The following is a 16,910-nucleotide window of genomic DNA, read 5'->3' as shown; positions in this document are numbered from 1 at the left end:
CTTCACCGGGTGGCTTTGGCGCCCTTGGCACCGGAGGCTTTTGCCGGTTGCGGGCCGCGGGCGTAGCTCTCTCCGGCCTTGAGCGCCGAATCGCCCATGAGCTCGGTGACGGTAACAAAGGTGTACCCCTTGGCGCGCAGGCCGGCAAGGATCTTGGGGACCGCCGCCACGGTGCTGGAATGGATGTCATGCATCAACACGATCGACCCCGGCGTGGTCTGGGAAATCGCGGCGTCGACGACCTTTTCGGTGTTGCGGTGCTTCCAGTCCAGGGTGTCGACGTCCCACAGGATCACCGGGGTGCTCGCGAGCCGGTCGCTGATGGAGTTGTGTGCGCCGTAGGGAGGGCGCATCAGGGTGGCGGGCTGGTCGACGGCCTTGGCGATCGCCGCGTTGGTGCGGTCAATCTCACGTTGGATCTGCGCCGAGGACAGCGAGGTGAGCGAGCGGTGGTTCCACGTGTGGTTCCCGACTTCATGGCCCTCGGCCACCATGCGGGCCAAGATCTCGGGTCGCAGCTTGGCATTGGGGCCGACGACGAAGAACGTGGAGGGCGCGTTGCCCTCGCGCAGGGTGTCGAGCAGTTTCCCGGTCTTCGGGCCCGGTCCGTCGTCGAAGGTCAATGCCACGCACTTCGTTGCCGTGCAGTCGACGGCACGTTGCGGTCGCCGGTTGCGATCGGCCCCCTCGGATTTCTTGCCGGCATCGGGAACGGATTCCGGACTCGTCGCCGCGGCACCGCCGTCGGGTGCCTGGCTGGCCCGGTCCTGCAGCAGGCCCAGCTGCACCCTGGGGCTCGGAGACGTTGCGGCCGTGCGGGCCAGGGTTCCGAACCCGGAGAGCAACGCGGCAACGTGCTCGGCATCGACCTTCACGACAATGGGGCCGGCCGAGCCGGGGCCGACACTGTTGTCATCGAATTCCACCAGGGCGTTTCCATGCGCGTCGAAATTCACGGAGTCCAGCCAGGCATCATCGAGGTCCAGCAGGCTCCCGACGAAAACCCTGGGATCGGCGGTTGCTGCCTGGGCGATGAACTCCTTGAACTGCGCCCAGTCCTCGTCGCTGTCAAACAAGTCCCTGGTTCCCAGTGCCGCTGGTGCGTCTTGGGTGAACCACTGTGTCACATACCGGGTTCCGGCACCGGCGCCGGTGGACTCATAGGTGTTGACCCGGATGCCCAGGACCCGGGTGGAAACGGCCGTGAGATGGCTGCGCATGTTCAGTTCCGCCACGGGCCGTTCCCCCGTAGCCACATCCGGAACATTCGTGGACTTGAATGCATCGACCTGCTCCGTGACAAGGTCCGACTGGGACCGGGCCACCGCGGGGACGGAAGAAACCTCGAAATGCTTGGTGAAGATGCGGCGGTGCTCATCGGTCGCGGTCACCGCATTCAGGTCCGGAACCAGGAACAGGGGAAGGGCGTCGGAGTTTTGGCCCTCCGCGTTGGATGACGCGTTTGCGGCTTCCTGGATCGAATCCCGCGGGGACTTGGGGGATCCTGGTGCCGGTGCGCAACCTGCCAGAAGTACGATCACAAGGAGTCCGGAAAGAAGCAGGGAAGATTTTCGAGCAAACGCATACGGCATCCAATAATCTTGCCTGTTTGCCGTACGCTTATCGAATCCTCGGGGCCATCGGCGCGAATCGTTAGAAAGCGTTATCAAGCAATTGGGGGACGACTCAGGGTATTACCCCATGGCGCGGCACGGGCTCATGGGCGAAGCTGGATACATGCGAAACACTCTCTCCGTGGTCCTGAACGTCATCTGGCTTGTTTTCGGCGGTATCTGGCTGGCGGCGGGATACATGCTGGCCGGCATCATTTGCTGCCTGCTCATTGTCACCATCCCCTTCGGCATTGCTTCCTTCCGGATTGCCCTTTATGCACTGTGGCCTTTTGGGCGCACGGTGGTGGACCGAGGCGGGGTAGGAGCTTTTTCAACCATTGGAAATGTCATCTGGGTATTGGTGGCCGGCATTTGGATCGCCATTGGCCACGTGCTGACCGCGATCCCGATGTTCGTGAGCATCGTCGGCATCCCGCTGGGCATCGCCAACCTCAAGATGATCCCGATTTCCCTCATGCCCCTGGGAAAGGAAATCGTTCCCAGCACCCAGTACATTCCCACGTACCGGTAGGTCTGCCCTCGCGACTGGATCCGTGCAACATCCGTGGGCGAGAGGAATCCCACGGATGCGGCGCGGAAAACTTCCGCACCCGTTTTGTCGCCGGCCCCTTGAATCATGCCGAACACCTTTCTAGCCTCTGGGGTGGGAAACAATTCCCCACACCAACCGGATGGGATCATCACATGAAAGACCTGATCAACTGCCTGTGGTTTGACGGCCAGGGGCTGGAAGCCGCCCGGTTCTACACCGGGATCTTTCCGAATTCCGGGATCGTCTCCCACCTCGACATGGACTCGCAGGGGAATCCGTCCAGCGAACCGTTGACGGTGGAGTTCAACCTCAATGGCCGATCCTTCGTGGCCCTCAACGGAGGCCCGCTTTTCAAGTTCAACGAGTCGATTTCCTTCCAGATCATGTGCGAGGACCAGACCGAAGTCGACTACTTCTGGGACAAGCTCACCGCCGGTGGAGAGGAAAGCCAATGCGGATGGCTCAAAGACCGTTTCGGCGTTTCCTGGCAGGTGGTCCCGGTGCGGATGGTGGAGCTGCTTGGCGATCCGGATCCGGAGGTTACGCGTCGGGTGACGGAGGCGTTCATGCCCATGCGGAAGTTGGATATCGCCGTGCTTGAGGCCGCCGCCCGGGGATAGACCGGTCTGCGCATCCCTGATGCGCAGGTTCCGGGCGAATGCCCGCGGCCTTTTTGGATTCCTGCCCGGTATCGCCTCGAGGGGCGGTGCCGGGGTTTCTCCGTGTCGCTGGTCGTACAAACCCCGCAGCGCCGGGGAGCGGCCATCCCGGGACCTCTTTGTCCCCGTGGCAGCACCAGCAGTTGTTGCGCCGCGGGCCTTGGCAAAAAGTCGCGGGCAACAGGAGACGGGCGGACATTGCGTTGGTAGTGTAAGCACCAGCCGGGCGGACACGTCCACCCGTACAGCAACCACAAGGGGGACCAATGACCCAGCTCGATCCAGCCTACGCGGGGACGTGGCGATTCGATCCAGGGCACACTCGCATCGGCTTCAATGCGCGCCACGCGATGGTGACGAAGGTGCGGGGCGCCTTCAACGAGGTGGAGGGAACAGTCCACATCGATGCCGAAGACATGAGCAAATGCAGTGTCGAGATGACCGTGAAAGTCGCCAGCGTCGACACGCGCAATGCCGACCGCGACCAGCACCTGCGGACCAACGACTTCTTCGACGCACCCAAATACCCAAACATCGTTTTCCGCTCCACGCGGATAGACCAGGTCGACGAGAACAGCTTCATCGTCAACGGCGAACTGACGATCAAGGAGACCACGCGAGAGATCGCGGTACCCCTCGAATTCACCGGCGTCGAGACCGATCCATTTGGCAACCTTCGTGCGGGCTTCGAGGGCAGCCGACGCATCGACCGCCGCGAGTACGGCGTGAGTTGGAACAAGGCGCTTGACTCCGGGGGAGTCCTGGTATCCGAACGGGTCCTGCTCGAGTTCGAGATCTCCGCCATCAAGGATGCAAAGGGCGGGGCTGGAGCCACCTAGCCTCTCCTGCCGGACGGCCTGTTTGGGCCCCGGCCCCCGGGGCCGAACCTCACGTAACCGGCCCGCGGCCGCACCGCAACCTGTATGGCAAAGCGCCGGCGACCCGTGTCCGGGTCGCCGGCGCTTTGCCATTCACGGGAATATCCCTCGCCAGAGCATAGTTGAGTGGAGTAGACTCAAGTTTGAGTGAATGCCCAACCATGAAAGGAAGAGCGTGGACACCAAGCTAACAACCAAAAGCCAGGAGGCGCTCGCCGCGTCGGGAATGAACGCCTCCACCGCTGGGAATCCCCAAGTGGAACCCGCCCACCTGCTCAAGGCGCTGGTCGACCAGCGAGAATCGGTCGCGGTCGCCCTGTTGAAGGCCGCCGGTGTCGACCCGGACCAGGTCTCGGTCCAGGCCAGTGCCGCCATCAAGGCGTTGCCCAGCTCCTCGGGAAGCAACGTGGCGCAGGCCCAGTATTCCCGCGGGATCCTGCAGGCCATCACCGCCGCCCAGCAGGCCGCCGCTTCCTTGGGGGACAGCTTTGTCTCCACCGAACACCTGCTGCTTGGACTCAGCGAGGACACCGGGGCCGCCGGCAGGGCGCTGCGCGAAAGCGGTGCCACCCGCCAGGCCCTGGACAGCGCGCTGCCCGGCATCAGGGGCGACCGCAAGGTCAACAACCCCGATCCCGAAAACACCTTCCAGGCCCTGGAAAAATTCGGCACCGACATGACGGCCATCGCCCGCTCGGGCAAGCTCGACCCGGTGATCGGGCGCGACGCCGAGATCCGCCGTGTCGTCCAGGTGCTCTCCAGGCGCACCAAGAACAACCCGGTGCTCATCGGGGAACCCGGAGTCGGCAAGACCGCCGTGGTCGAGGGCCTGGCCCAGCGCATGGTCGCCGGAGACGTTCCCGAGTCGCTGCGCGGCAAGACACTGATCGCCCTGGACCTGGGTTCGATGATCGCCGGGGCCAAGTACCGCGGCGAGTTCGAGGAGCGGCTCAAGGCCGTCCTGGAGGAAATCAAGTCCTCGGACGGGCAGATCGTCACCTTCATCGACGAGATCCACACCGTCGTTGGCGCGGGAGCCTCCGAGGGGGCCATGGATGCGGGCAACATGCTCAAGCCCATGCTGGCCCGCGGCGAGCTGCGCCTGATCGGTGCCACGACGCTGGACGAGTACCGCCAGAACATCGAGAAGGATCCGGCGCTCGAGCGCCGCTTCGCCCAGGTCTATGTGGGGGAGCCGAGCGTGGATGACACCATAGCGATCCTGCGCGGGCTCAAGCAGCGCTACGAGGCCCACCACAAGGTCACGATCGGCGACTCCGCACTCGTGGCCGCAGCCACGCTGTCCAACCGCTACATCGCCGGACGCCAGCTCCCGGACAAGGCCATCGACCTGGTCGACGAGGCCGCCAGCCGGCTGCGCATGGAAATCGACTCCGCACCCGAGGAAATCGATGCACTGCGCCGTGCGGTGGACCGGCTGACCATGGAGGAGCTTGCCCTCGACGGGGAGACCGATCCCGCCTCCCGTGAACGCCTCGATGCGCTGCGCGCCGACAAGGCCGACAAGAAGGAGGAGCTTGATGCGCTGAACGCCCGTTGGGAGGCCGAGAAGGCCGGACTGAACAGGGTCGGAGACCTGAAGGTCAAGCTGGACGAGGCGCGCTCGAGCGCCGAGAAGCTGCAGCGCGAGGGCGACCTGGAAAGCGCCTCGCGGCTGCTCTACGGCGAGATCCCCGCGCTGGAAAAGGAGATGAAGGACGCCGCCGCGGCCGAGGCCACCGCCGGCACGCAGGAATCGATGGTCGCCGAGGAAGTCACCGCCGACGACATCGCCGAGGTCATCTCGGCCTGGACCGGCATCCCGGCCGGGCGCATGCTGCAAGGCGAAAGCCAGAAGCTGCTCGAGATGGAGGACTTCCTGGGCCACCGGCTGATCGGCCAGCGGAAGGCCGTCGCCTCGGTCTCCGATGCGGTGCGCCGCGCCCGGGCCGGGATCTCGGATCCCGACCGCCCCACCGGCTCGTTCCTGTTCCTGGGCCCCACCGGCGTGGGCAAGACCGAGCTGGCCAAGGCCCTGGCCGACTTCCTATTCGACGACGAACGCGCGATGGTGCGCATCGACATGTCCGAGTACGGGGAGAAGCATTCCGTGGCCCGGCTGGTCGGCGCCCCTCCGGGGTACGTCGGCTACGAGGAGGGCGGACAGCTCACCGAGGCGGTGCGCCGCCGCCCCTACTCGGTGGTGCTGCTCGACGAGGTGGAAAAGGCCCACCCGGAGGTCTTCGACATCCTGCTGCAGGTGCTCGACGACGGGCGCCTGACCGACGGGCAGGGACGCACCGTCGACTTCCGCAACGTCATCCTGATCATGACCTCCAACCTGGGCTCGCAGTTCATGGTTGACCAGACGCTGGAGGAAGACACCAAGCGCGCGGCCGTGATGAACCTGGTCAACGCCTCGTTCAAGCCCGAGTTCCTGAACCGGCTGGACGATGTGATCATGTTCGACGCACTCTCGCTGGACGAGCTCGGCTCGATCGTTGCCCTGCAGGTCGACGCGCTGGCCAAGCGCCTGGCGGGACGCCGCCTGGTGCTGGAGGTCAACGACGATGCACGCGACTGGCTGGCCTTCACCGGCTTCGACCCGGCCTTCGGCGCCCGGCCGCTGCGCCGCCTGGTGCAACGCGAGATCGGGGACCGGCTGGCCCGCCAATTGCTGCTCGGGACTATCCTGGACGGCGACACCGTGGTGGTGGGCGTCGGCGAGGACGGCAACGGGCTGTCCCTGACTTCCCGCCGCAACTAAGGATCCAAGGTCAACGGCCGGTGCCCGAGGCGCGAACAGCGCTTCGGGCACCGGCCGCGTCGTGCCCGGCCTGCTTCCGCGAATGGGGTGGCAGCGGGTGTCAGGTGTTCAATGCCGCGGATTCGGAAGGCAGCATCGAGACCCGAACGCTGCCCTCGTTCAGTGACAGGAAGCAGGCGACCAGCCGGTCGCCGTTCTTCCAGGTGGCTTCGGACGGCCGCGAGAATTGATATGACCAACCCGTGTCCAGGGGGCTGGCGGGATCCAGTGCAATCGACTTGCACAGTTCCTCGGACCGCGACAGGATTCCTGCCGGACCGGGGAACTGGTCCCCGTCCATGGTGAAGGTGCCGATCAGCTGTGCGTTGTGTGCGGTCAGGCAGGTCACCACCGTGGAGGTTTCCAGCGGGCCGTTGAATCCCTGAAGGCAATCGCCAACCTGCAACTGGTCCGCCGGGACGTCCGTGGCAATGACCCCGTCGATGCCGGGGGATGCGTTTCGTGTCACTTCGGCGACCGGCGCCGCGGCGTCGTGGTGGCCAAAAAACCTGTTGGCTCCGTAGATGACAATCAGCATGATTCCCAGTGCCCCGAGCAAGGCCCAAAGGGCCGGGGCACGCCACCACGAACGCGTCTGTGACATGGCACTTAGAGCAGGAAGCGCAGCTCTTGGCTCTGGCGGTGGCGGATCAGGCAAGCAAGCTCCCGGGCGGGTGGCAGTCGACTTGGTGGACAAAATAATACTCTACCGGCGGAACGGTGGTTCCGGGCAGGCACTCGCCGCGGAATCATGTTAACCTTGAAATACGAAAGAATTAGTCACATATTCTGGGGCCTCCGCCTGACATAGGTGGACCACCTCCAGATCTACTGAAAAAAGGGGGTCACGCCATGGGGCGCGGCCGTCAGAAGGCAAAAGCGACACGACAGGCCAGGGACATGAAATATTTCTCCCCGGCCACTGATTTGTCCGCCTTGGAACGCGAGCTTGGGAAGAGCCGTGGTCACAGCACCACGACACCAAGCCCTGTCGACGTACCCTTCGAGTCCGATTATTCGGATTACGAAGACAAGTACGCAGACGATGACGACGAGGACGACCAACGGCGCATCAGCTGATGCGCCGACTCCCTGAAGTGACCCCAGAGCAATCTGTGGTTATCGGTTCTCCAATACGTGAACACGGCAGCCGTGGCCACTACGCCCCCAGCGGCGCTAGTGACCGCGGCCTTTGCCTTGCCCGGGAAACAGCGATGGGACCACATGCTGCATGAAGGCGAACTAGGCATCCGGATGGCGCATCGTGCCGCCATCCGTTCCATCGAACGCGTGGTGGGGGAGACCGCACCGCTGCAGGATCCGCAGGTCGCCGCCGCCGGCATCCGCAGGATGCTCGAGGCCGGCTCGGTGCTGGTGCTCACCGGCGCCGGGGTCTCGACCGACTCCGGGATCCCCGACTACCGGGGGCCCCAGGGGTCCCTGCTTCGCCACCGGCCGATGACCTATCAGGAGTTCCAGCACGAGCCCAGCGCCCGCCACCGGTATTGGGCACGCAGTTTCGTGGGATGGCGGCACATGGCCCAGGCCTCGCCCAACCCCATCCACCGACGCCTGGCCCAATGGGAAGCGCAGGGCAAGATCAGCGGCATCGTGACGCAAAACGTCGACGGGTTGCATGTCGCGGCCGGCTCGCTGAACGTCATTCCCCTGCACGGGGACCTGCAGCAGATCAGCTGCCTGAATTGCGGGGCCCTGGAGGACCGGAAACACCTCGATGCGAGGCTGCACGAAGCCAACCCGGGGTATCTTGAACGCGTCGACCTGGATCCCTCGCTGGTGAACCCTGACGGCGACGTGTCGCTGGATGATGCGCACGTGGCCGAGTTCCACATGGTCGGCTGCCTGGTGTGCGGCTCGCAGGCCTTGAAGCCCAACGTGGTCTATTTCGGGGAAAGCGTCCCGGCTGAACGCAAGGTCCGGCTCAAGGCGATGGAGGCGCACTCCGCCTCGCTGCTGGTGGTCGGTTCCTCCCTGGCGGTCATGAGCGGCTACAAGCTGCTGCTGGACGCCCGCGGCGCCGGCAAGCCGGTCGGGCTGATCAACGGCGGCCCCACCCGGGGAGACGCCAAGGCCGATTACCGGTGGCGCAGCAACATCGCCGAGGCCCTGGCCATCCTGGAAGAACCGCTCGGCGGGACCACGCGCCGACCCATGTAGGGCTTCCGCCTCCGCTGTCGGGCGCTGGCAGTCGACGCAGGCCAGGCGTTGGAGCCGAGGCCGGCGGCGAGCCAGGCCGGGTCGAGCGCCCGGAACAGGGGTTTCCCCTGCCGCGGGAGGCATCCCCACCGTCTGAACCCGTCTGCCGACCGGGACCGAGGACTTAAAAGAGCGAGGGACCGCACCCATCGGGTGCGGTCCCTCGCTCTTAAGGGCCTTGTGGCAGTTAGCCGGCGAAATTGCCGCGCATCAGCACCGCACCGCCGTCGACGCCCTTGGCGCCCTGGACGTAATCCAAACCGGCGGCCTTGGCTTCGTCGGTGACGGTTCCGACCTTGCCCATGACCCAGGAGGTCATGCCGCGGGCGTTGAGGCGGGCCAGCGCAGCGTCGGCCACCGCGGCGTCAACGATGGCAACCATGCCCACGCCCAGGTTCAGCGTGCGTTCCAGGTCCGGCTGCGGCACGGAACCCAGCTCGGCCATCACCTTGAACACGGCCGGAAGTTCCCAGCTGTTGCGCTCCACGGTGGCCATCAGGCCCTGGGGAAGCACGCGGGCAAGGTTGGCCGCCAGGCCGCCTCCGGTGACATGGCTGAAACCGTGGATGTCGATGGCGCCGTCGACGTTGAACGTGCGGATCAAGTCCAGGCAGTCCATGGTGTAGATGCGGGTCGGTTCCAGCAGTTCCTCGCCCAGGGTGCGGCCGAACTCCGGCACGTGGCGGTCAAGCGCCCAGCCGGCGTGCGCCACAACGCTGCGGACCAGCGAGTAGCCGTTGGAGTGGATGCCCGAGGCGGCCATGCCGATGACGACGTCGCCGTCCTTCACGCGCTCCGGGCCCAGCAGGCCGTCGGCCTCGACGATGCCGGTGGCGGCACCGGCAACATCGTATTCGTGCTCGCCCAGCAGACCCGGGTGCTCGGCGGTTTCCCCGCCGACCAGCGCGGTGCCGGCGATGGTGCAGCCCTCGGCGATGCCGCGGACGATGTCCGCGATGCGCTCGGGGACGACCTTGCCGCAGGCGATGTAGTCGGTCATGAACAGCGGCTCGGCGCCGACCACGACGATGTCATCGACGACCATGCCGACCAGGTCCTGGCCGATGGTGTGGTGGATGTCCATGGCCTGGGCGATGGCGACCTTGGTGCCGACTCCGTCGGTGGAGGTGGCCAGCAGGGGCTTCTTGTAGGAAAGGAACTTCGAGGCGTCGTACAGGCCTGCGAATCCGCCGACACCGCCTAGGACGTTGGCGTTGTGGGTGGCCTTGATGGCGCCCTTCATCAATTCAACGGCGCGGTCACCGGCCTCGACATCGACACCGGCCGAAGCGTAGGTGATTCCGGAATTCTCAGGGGTGGCGCTTGTCATCTCTGATGGTCCTTTACTTAGTTGCGCGGTGTTTTGTCTTCGGCGGTGAGAGCCGACTCGAACTCTGCATCCGGGCCCGGCTCACATCCTGCCTGGTTGCTACGTTCAAGCAGGTTCTTGCCCCGCAGTGCTGCTTCGGGCAGGGCGATCGGGTAGTCGCCGGTGAAGCAGGCGGTGCACAGGCGCTCGCGCTTCTGCTCGGTGGCACCGATCATGCCGTCCTCGGAGATGTAGGCCAGCGAGTCGGCGCCGATGGACTTGCCGATTTCCTCGACCGCGGCGCCGTTGGCGATGAGCTCGGCGCGGGTGGCGAAGTCGATGCCGTAGAAGCAGGGCCACTTGATGGGCGGGGAGGAGATCTTCACGTGGATCTCCGCCGCTCCCGCCTCGCGCAGCATCCGCACCACGGCGCGCTGGGTGTTGCCGCGCACGATCGAATCGTCGACCACGACCACGCGCTTGCCCTTGATGACCGGTTCCAGGGCGTTGAGCTTGAGCTTGATGCCCAGCTGGCGCAGCGTCTGCGAGGGCTGGATGAAGGTGCGGCCCACATAGGCGTTCTTGACGAAGCCGTGGGCGAAGGGGATGCCCGACTGCTCGGCGTAGCCGATGGCAGCCGGAGTGCCCGACTCGGGCACCGGGATGACGATGTCCGCCTCGGCGGCATTCTCGCGTGCCAGCTGGCGGCCCATTTCCACACGGGTCTCGTAGACCGAACGTCCGTTGATGGAGGCATCGGGGCGGGCCAGGTAGACGTACTCGAAGACGCAGGCCGCGGGGGTGGCCGCGCCGAAACGCCGGGAGCGCACGCCCTCTTCGTCGATGGCGATGAATTCGCCCGGTTCGATCTCGCGGATGAAGCTGGCACCGACGGTGGCCAGGGCGGCCTGCTCGGAGGCCACGACCCAGCCGCGTTCCAGGCGGCCGAGCACCAGCGGGCGAACGCCGTAGGTGTCGCGTGCCGCGTAGAGGGTGTGTTCGTCCATGAAGACGAAGCAGAAGGCGCCGCGCAGCTTGGGCAGCAACGACAGGGCGGTCTCTTCGAGGGATTCGCCTTCGGCGCCGTTGAGCAGCGCCGTCACCAGTGCGGTGTCGGTGGTGTTGCCCTGGGCGATTTCGCCGCGGACCTTTTCCCCGGATTCTTCCTGCTCGTCCCTGACCATTTCCATCAGCTCGGCCGAGTTGGTCAGGTTCCCGTTGTGCGCCAGGGCAACCGTGCCCGCGGCGGTGGGGCCGAGAGTCGGCTGGGCGTTGGCCCAGTGGCTGGCGCCCGTGGTCGAGTAGCGGCAGTGGCCAATGGCCAGGTGCCCCTGCATCGAATTGAGGGTGTTCTCGTCGAACACCTGGGAGACCAGACCCATGTCCTTGTAGACATTGATCCGGGCCCCGTCGCTAGTGGCCAATCCGGCCGATTCCTGCCCGCGATGCTGCAGCGCATAGAGACCGTAATAGGTCAGCTTCGCTACTTCCTCGCCGGGAGCCCACACGCCAAAGACACCGCATTCATCCTGCGGGCCCTTCTCGTTGGGCAAAAGATCATGATTTAGGTTTCCGTCACCACGCGCCATAGCAATTATTCTCTCACGAGCCGGATGCCCGTTTGGGCGTGAAGTCTCCCACAAGCCGGCTTCTAGCGGTGTTCTGGGTCACCCATCGGCACGGCAAGCGCGCGACGTGCCTTTTTTCGTGTGATGCGATCCACAACCAGAAAGACGACGCCGGCGAGCAATACGCCGAAGAAGGCGAATGCGACCGACAGGAAGCCCGCCACCGCGGCCCGGGAGAAGTCGGTGGATTCCTCGCCGGTGAAGGCGGAAACAAACGCGATGACGATGCCCAGCAGGGCGCCGATGCCCATGAACGGCCAGAACTTGGGTGCAGCGTAGACCTCGACCTCGATGTCGCCGGCGGCCTTGTCTGCGGGGGTGGGATTGCTGGGGTGCTGGCTGGATTCCATACCCTCTAGGGTACTAAACCAGCGGCAGTTCGGCCGACAGGTCCGCCCGCAGCCCAGAGGCGGTGACCTTGCCCGTGGCAAGCGCGGCTTCCCAGCCGATCTTGCCCGAGGCCAGCGCGAGCCAGAGCGCCGCTGGCAGCTCGATGACGTTCGGGGGAGTGCCCCGGGTGTGCCGGGGACCGGGAATGCACTGGGTCACCCCGAACGGCGGGACCCGCACCTCCACGGAGTTGCCCTCGGCCCGGCTGGCCAGTTCCTCCAGGGTGTAGCGCACCGCCATGGCAATGAGCGGGCGCGGCAGCGCGTCCGCCTGGGCGTCGGCGGTGTCGATCCAGCGGCGGAAGGCACGGTTGCCCTCGGCCGGATCAATGCGTCGCTTGATGGCCATGGCTTTTCAGGAATCCAGCAGGTCCATGACCGGGGAGGCCAGGCGCAGCGCGCCGACCGGGACCCCGCCGCCGAGCACCGGGCTGGTCAACTTGGCCAGGATGTCGGTGAGCTGGTCGGTGGAAATGGCGCCGGCGTTGGCCAGCAGCGTGAGTCCCAACAGGTCGCTTCCGCGGCCCGAACCGTCGCTCATCTTCACCGCCACCGCTATCCCGCACGGTGCTGCCAGCAGCAGCACGCCCTCGGCGCCGAGCTTGGCAATGACGCCCAGGTCCTCCATCACCACGGAGTTGGGCTTGCCGTGGCCCTGGACGGCCCACGGATAGTCGAGCATCGCGGTGGCAATCGTTGCCGCCCGCGCATCGGCATGCTTGTTGCCGGGGGCCTGGGCCAGCTTCGAGGCGGCCCGGGCCAGCCCGGCCAGCGAGATCACCGGAACCGGCGCGCCGCAGCCGTCCACGCCCAGGTGCGAGATGGTTTCGCCGGCGTACTCCTCGATGACGCCGATGACCCGTTGCTGCACCGGGTGCCCGGGGGACAGGTAGGTCTTGGTGTCCCACCCGTTCTCGGCGCACGCCCAGAGGAACGCGGCATGCTTTCCGGAGCAGTTGAAGCTGATCGCGGATTTGCCAAGCCCCGCTCGGATCCGCTCGGTGCGGGTTTCCTCGTGCGACGGCCAGGAGGCCGGGCACAACAGGTCGGCTTCCGACAGGCCGGCCTTGGCCAGCATGGATTCGACCACCTCGGTGTGTTCGGTGCTGCCGTCGTGGCTGGCGCAGGCCAGGGCCACCTGCGCGCCGCGCAACGGGACCCCGGATTGCATGGAGGCCAAGGCCTGGAACGGCTTGAGCGCCGAGCGCGGATAGACCAGGACGTTGGGGTTTCCCAGGGCGTCGAGCACCTCGCCCGCGGCATTGACGACCACCGCTGTTCCGCGGTGGCGGGATTCAATGAAGCCGTTGCGTTCGAGCACAACGAGGTCCACGGTGTCGGAAGCAAGCAAGGTTTCGGCCATGTGACCTAGTTTACGGTGCGGGCAGGCTCAAGCAGCGCAACGACGAAGTCCGCGCCGGGCCGCAGGGGCCGCATGTCCCAGGTGGAAAAGAGCGTGCCGATCCGCAGTCCCGCCGCCGCGGCGTCCGCTTCGAAGGTCTCCAGTGCGTAGCCCTTCAGGGGTGAGAAGCCCACGACGAGCCGACCGTCCGGTGCCAGGTGTTCCGCCAGCGCGCCCAGCACGGTAGCGGCGGTGCCCGGGGCGACGAAGGCCAGCACGTTGCCCGGGGAGATGACCAGTTCGAAGAGCTCGCGTTCTCCGGCCTCGTTGCGCACATCTAGTGTTGCGAGGTTGCCCTCCAGCCAGCGCGAGCCGGGAAAATCGGTGCGGGCCGCGGCCAGCAGTTCGGCATCAAGGTCCACCCCGGTGACCCGGTGGCCGCGCGCGGCCAGCTCTCCGCCGACCCGGCCGGTCCCGCATCCGGCATCCAGCACCCGCGAGCCGCGGGCAAGCATCGCATCGGCGAAGCGTGCCTCGCCGTCAAGGTCTGCGCCCGATGCGCGCAATTCCGCGAACCGGCCGATGTAGTTCCGGGCCTGGGCGGGGTCCCGGCGCGCCTGCTGCTGCCACTTGGTTTCCTGATCCATGTACACGAGCATAGGCGGGGCCGCCGGGCCTTCGAAGGCCAAGCCGGCGGCAATGCGTCGGGATCGCGACCCGGTGCGGGACCGGCCGGGCCGAACCCGGTAGGCTTAAGCCTCGTGAAGGTACTGGTTATTGGCCCCGGCGGCCGCGAACATGCACTGATCCGCGCTTTGGCTGCGGATCCCTACGTCTCCGACCTGCATTGCGCACCCGGCAATGCCGGGATTTCGCGTGATGTCACCACCCACCAAATCGATGCCCAGGACCCCGCCGCGGTGGTGGCCCTGGCCCGCGAGCTGGGTTCTGAACTGGTTGTGGTTGGCCCCGAGGCACCGCTGGCGGCAGGTGTTGCCGATGCGTTGATCGCCGCAGGCATCCCCGTCTTTGGTCCCACCAAGGCGGCGGCCCAGCTGGAGGCTTCCAAGGCCTTCGCCAAGACCGTGATGGCCGAGGCGGGAGTTCCCACCGCGATGGCCAAGGTCGCCACGAACACCGAGGAGGCAGCCGAGGCACTCGATGCCTTCGGAGCCCCCTACGTCGTCAAGGACGACGGGCTGGCCGCGGGCAAGGGAGTGGTGGTCACCTCCGACCGCTCCGAGGCCCTGGCCCACGCCGAAACCTGCTTCGATGCCGGCGGCACCGTGGTCATCGAGGAGTTCCTCGACGGTCCCGAGGTCTCCCTCTTTGTCATCTGCGACGGCACCCACGCCGTCCCGCTGGCCCCTGCCCAGGACTTCAAGCGCATCTTCGATGGCGACGAGGGCCCGAACACCGGCGGCATGGGTGCCTACTCACCGCTGCCATGGCTGCCCGCCGGCTTCGTCGACGAGGTCATGGACCGCGTCGCCTACCCGACGCTGCGCGACATGGAGTCCCGCGGCACCCCCTTCACCGGCGTGCTGTACTGCGGCCTGGCCATCACCTCGCGCGGCATCCGCGTGATCGAATTCAACGCACGCTTCGGCGACCCCGAAACCCAGGCCGTGCTCGCACGCCTGAAGACCCCGCTCGGTGCCCTGCTCATGGCCGCAGCCACGGGCGAGCTGGACGACGCCGAGCAGCTGCACTGGCGCCCCGAAACCGCCGTCGGCGTGGTCATGGCCGCCGAAAACTACCCGGAGGACCCCATCAAGGGCGCCGCCATCCGCGGATTGGATGCCGCCGAGGCACTCGAGGACGTCTCGGTGCTGCACGCCGGAACCACCGCGAACGAGGCCGGGGAAGTCATCGTCGCCGGCGGCCGCGTGCTCGCGGTCGTGGGCCTGGGTGCCGACCTGCATGCGGCCCGCGACAAGGCCTACGCCGGGGTCGCGGCCATCTCCTGGGACGGTGCCCAGCACCGCACCGACATCGCGTTGAAGGCCGCCAACGGCCAGATCAGCGTCGCGGAAGGAAGCAACTAAATGTCAGGCCTGCAAACCGAAACACTGGATCTCCCGGGCTGGACCCACTTCTACTCGGGCAAGGTCCGTGACCTCTACGTCCCGGCCGGTTCCTCCTTCGAGGAAACCGACCGCGTGCTGGTGGTCGCCTCGGACCGGATCAGCGCCTTCGACTTCGTGCTGGAGTCCGAGATCCCCGACAAGGGCAAGGTGCTCACGCAGCTGAGCCTGTGGTGGTTCGAGCAGCTCTCCGAGATCCCCAACCACGTCATCTCCACCGACGTCCCCGAGGCCGTGGCCGGGCGTGCCATGGTGTGCAAGAAGCTGGAGATGTTCCCGATCGAATGCATCGCCCGCGGATACCTGACCGGCTCGGGCCTGGCGGAGTACAAGGCACGCCAGACCGTGTGCGCGTTGCCGCTGAAGGGCGGCATGGTAGACGGTTCGAAGCTGGAGCCGGCGATCTTCACCCCCTCGGCCAAGGCCGAGGTCGGCGAGCACGACGAGAACATCACTTTCGAGGAAACCGCCGCACGCATCGGCGGCCAGCAGGCCGCGGACCTGCGCGACGCCACCCTGGCCCTGTACCTGCGCGCCGAGGAGATCGCCCGCACCCGCGGCATCATCCTGGCCGACACCAAGGTCGAGTTCGGGATCGATCCGTCCAACGGCGAGATCACCCTGGGCGACGAGGTGCTGACCCCGGATTCCTCGCGCTTCTGGGACGCGGAGACCTACGCACCGGGCAAGGCGCAGCCCTCGTTCGACAAGCAGTTCGTGCGCGACTGGCTCACCTCGGAGGCCTCCGGCTGGGACAAGGCCTCGGGCGCCGAGCCCCCGGCATTGCCGGCGGAGATCATCGAGCGCACCCGCGGGCGCTACATCGAGGCCTACGAGCGCCTGACCGGGCTCACCTTCACGGCTTAGAAGCCGCCTTCGGGTCCTCCAAGGGCAGGGGGCCTGGAACCGCAACTTGATGCGGTTCCAGGCCCCCTTGCCGCATCACCCGGGGACCGCGTGGCCTAGCCGGTGCCGGCCGCGGCGCCGCCGTGCACCAGGACGTTGGGATGCAGCCGGATGAACCCGCCGGCCTCGCGGTCTCGGGTGTCCGCATCGTCCCTGACAAGCACCGCCGTGCGCGCGGGGTTGCTGCCGGAGACCTCCACGATCTCGCCGGCGGCACCCGCACCGCCGCACCCGGCGACCCAGTCGGGATCGTTGCCCGCGGGCTGGATCAGGAGGCAGGCGGTGGTCTTGTCGGTGGTGGTGCCGGCGAAATACCTGACCCCCTCGTGCGCGGCCAGCAGGCGGACGCTTGCCGCGTCGAAGTCCTCCATCATCGTGATGCCCGGCGGCAACGCATCGCCGGGGCCCGCGGCACGGTCAAGGGCCGCCACCCCGGTGTACCCGGAGCAGCCCGCCAACAGCAGTGTCCCGCCCAGCAGGCCCGCCACGGCCGGAACCCGATTCCTTCGCATGACAACCCCTG

At 66.5% G+C, this 16,910-nt stretch carries 17 protein-coding genes; 8 read left to right on the top strand and 9 right to left on the bottom strand.

The features are described from left to right. Positions 1-2 precede the first annotated feature (2 nt). The gene (locus FPY90_RS08995) at positions 3-1,541 is read right to left on the bottom strand and encodes a polysaccharide deacetylase family protein (RefSeq protein ID WP_071212725.1); all 1,539 of its coding nucleotides are present in this window, start codon (positions 1,539-1,541) and stop codon (positions 3-5) included. 196 nt (positions 1,542-1,737) lie between these two features. Here FPY90_RS08995 and FPY90_RS08990 point away from each other — a divergent pair, with 196 nt between their 5' ends. The 4 genes from FPY90_RS08990 (at position 1,738) to clpB (ending at position 6,470) form a co-directional block, all read left to right on the top strand. After that, positions 1,738-2,145 (top strand): YccF domain-containing protein, encoded by a 408-nt coding sequence (locus FPY90_RS08990; RefSeq protein WP_071212726.1) that lies wholly within the window; start codon positions 1,738-1,740, stop codon positions 2,143-2,145. Between the two features lie 173 nt (positions 2,146-2,318). Next, positions 2,319-2,786 carry a VOC family protein gene (locus FPY90_RS08985; RefSeq protein ID WP_071212727.1) on the top strand — a complete coding sequence of 156 codons (468 nt, stop codon included), beginning with the start codon at positions 2,319-2,321 and terminating at the stop codon, positions 2,784-2,786. A gap of 305 nt (positions 2,787-3,091) precedes the next feature. Then, entirely contained in the window at positions 3,092-3,664 is a 573-nt protein-coding gene (locus tag FPY90_RS08980) for a YceI family protein (protein ID WP_071212728.1), read from the top strand. Positions 3,665-3,878: 214 nt separating this feature from the next. Further along, positions 3,879-6,470 carry an ATP-dependent chaperone ClpB gene (clpB, locus tag FPY90_RS08975; RefSeq protein ID WP_498685097.1) on the top strand — a complete coding sequence of 864 codons (2,592 nt, stop codon included), beginning with the start codon at positions 3,879-3,881 and terminating at the stop codon, positions 6,468-6,470. A 100-nt stretch (positions 6,471-6,570) separates the two neighbouring features. Here the strand turns inward: clpB and FPY90_RS08970 are convergent, their stop codons facing one another. Continuing rightward, positions 6,571-7,113, bottom strand: coding sequence for a hypothetical protein (locus FPY90_RS08970; RefSeq protein ID WP_139194654.1), 543 nt, complete (start codon positions 7,111-7,113; stop codon positions 6,571-6,573). A gap of 248 nt (positions 7,114-7,361) precedes the next feature. Between FPY90_RS08970 and FPY90_RS08965 the strand changes: the two genes are divergently transcribed. Together FPY90_RS08965 and FPY90_RS08960 are read left to right on the top strand one after the other, a co-directional pair. Then, on the top strand, positions 7,362-7,589 hold the full coding sequence (locus tag FPY90_RS08965; protein ID WP_071212731.1) for a DUF3073 domain-containing protein: 228 nt from the start codon (positions 7,362-7,364) through the stop codon (positions 7,587-7,589). A 174-nt stretch (positions 7,590-7,763) separates the two neighbouring features. Beyond that, positions 7,764-8,687, top strand: a complete 924-nt coding sequence (locus tag FPY90_RS08960; protein ID WP_071213209.1) for a Sir2 family NAD-dependent protein deacetylase — start codon at positions 7,764-7,766, stop codon at positions 8,685-8,687. Between the two features lie 226 nt (positions 8,688-8,913). On the opposite strand, the gene purM is transcribed toward FPY90_RS08960, so the two are convergent. From purM to FPY90_RS08930, 6 genes are all read right to left on the bottom strand, one after another. Next, the gene (gene purM, locus FPY90_RS08955) at positions 8,914-10,056 is read right to left on the bottom strand and encodes a phosphoribosylformylglycinamidine cyclo-ligase (RefSeq protein ID WP_498685093.1); all 1,143 of its coding nucleotides are present in this window, start codon (positions 10,054-10,056) and stop codon (positions 8,914-8,916) included. Between the two features lie 17 nt (positions 10,057-10,073). Then, positions 10,074-11,624, bottom strand: a complete 1,551-nt coding sequence (gene purF / locus FPY90_RS08950) for an amidophosphoribosyltransferase (RefSeq protein WP_071212733.1) — start codon at positions 11,622-11,624, stop codon at positions 10,074-10,076. A gap of 62 nt (positions 11,625-11,686) precedes the next feature. After that, complete coding sequence (locus tag FPY90_RS08945) at positions 11,687-12,013, bottom strand: hypothetical protein (RefSeq protein ID WP_071212734.1); 327 nt, start codon at positions 12,011-12,013, stop codon at positions 11,687-11,689. Positions 12,014-12,026: 13 nt separating this feature from the next. Next, positions 12,027-12,401, bottom strand: a complete 375-nt coding sequence (locus FPY90_RS08940) for a sterol carrier family protein (protein WP_071212735.1) — start codon at positions 12,399-12,401, stop codon at positions 12,027-12,029. Between the two features lie 6 nt (positions 12,402-12,407). Continuing rightward, a complete protein-coding gene (locus FPY90_RS08935; protein ID WP_071212736.1) occupies positions 12,408-13,415 on the bottom strand; it encodes an asparaginase in 1,008 nt (335 codons plus the stop codon). Between the two features lie 5 nt (positions 13,416-13,420). Continuing rightward, on the bottom strand, positions 13,421-14,041 hold the full coding sequence (locus FPY90_RS08930; RefSeq protein ID WP_498685086.1) for a class I SAM-dependent methyltransferase: 621 nt from the start codon (positions 14,039-14,041) through the stop codon (positions 13,421-13,423). Between the two features lie 114 nt (positions 14,042-14,155). Between FPY90_RS08930 and purD the strand changes: the two genes are divergently transcribed. Both purD and FPY90_RS08920 read left to right on the top strand, forming a co-directional pair. Further along, positions 14,156-15,442 (top strand): phosphoribosylamine--glycine ligase, encoded by a 1,287-nt coding sequence (purD, locus tag FPY90_RS08925; RefSeq protein ID WP_498685084.1) that lies wholly within the window; start codon positions 14,156-14,158, stop codon positions 15,440-15,442. Continuing rightward, on the top strand, positions 15,443-16,348 hold the full coding sequence (locus FPY90_RS08920) for a phosphoribosylaminoimidazolesuccinocarboxamide synthase (RefSeq protein ID WP_498685082.1): 906 nt from the start codon (positions 15,443-15,445) through the stop codon (positions 16,346-16,348). 95 nt (positions 16,349-16,443) lie between these two features. On the opposite strand, the gene FPY90_RS08915 is transcribed toward FPY90_RS08920, so the two are convergent. Beyond that, complete coding sequence (locus FPY90_RS08915) at positions 16,444-16,899, bottom strand: hypothetical protein (protein ID WP_498685081.1); 456 nt, start codon at positions 16,897-16,899, stop codon at positions 16,444-16,446. Positions 16,900-16,910: the final 11 nt, after the last annotated feature.

Origin of the sequence: Arthrobacter sp. C2 (assembly GCA_024207135.1) — a bacterium.
Taxonomy (GTDB): domain Bacteria; phylum Actinomycetota; class Actinomycetes; order Actinomycetales; family Micrococcaceae; genus Paeniglutamicibacter.
The sequence above is the reverse complement of the archived record's forward strand: the minus strand, read 5'-3'. Positions and strand labels throughout refer to the sequence as shown.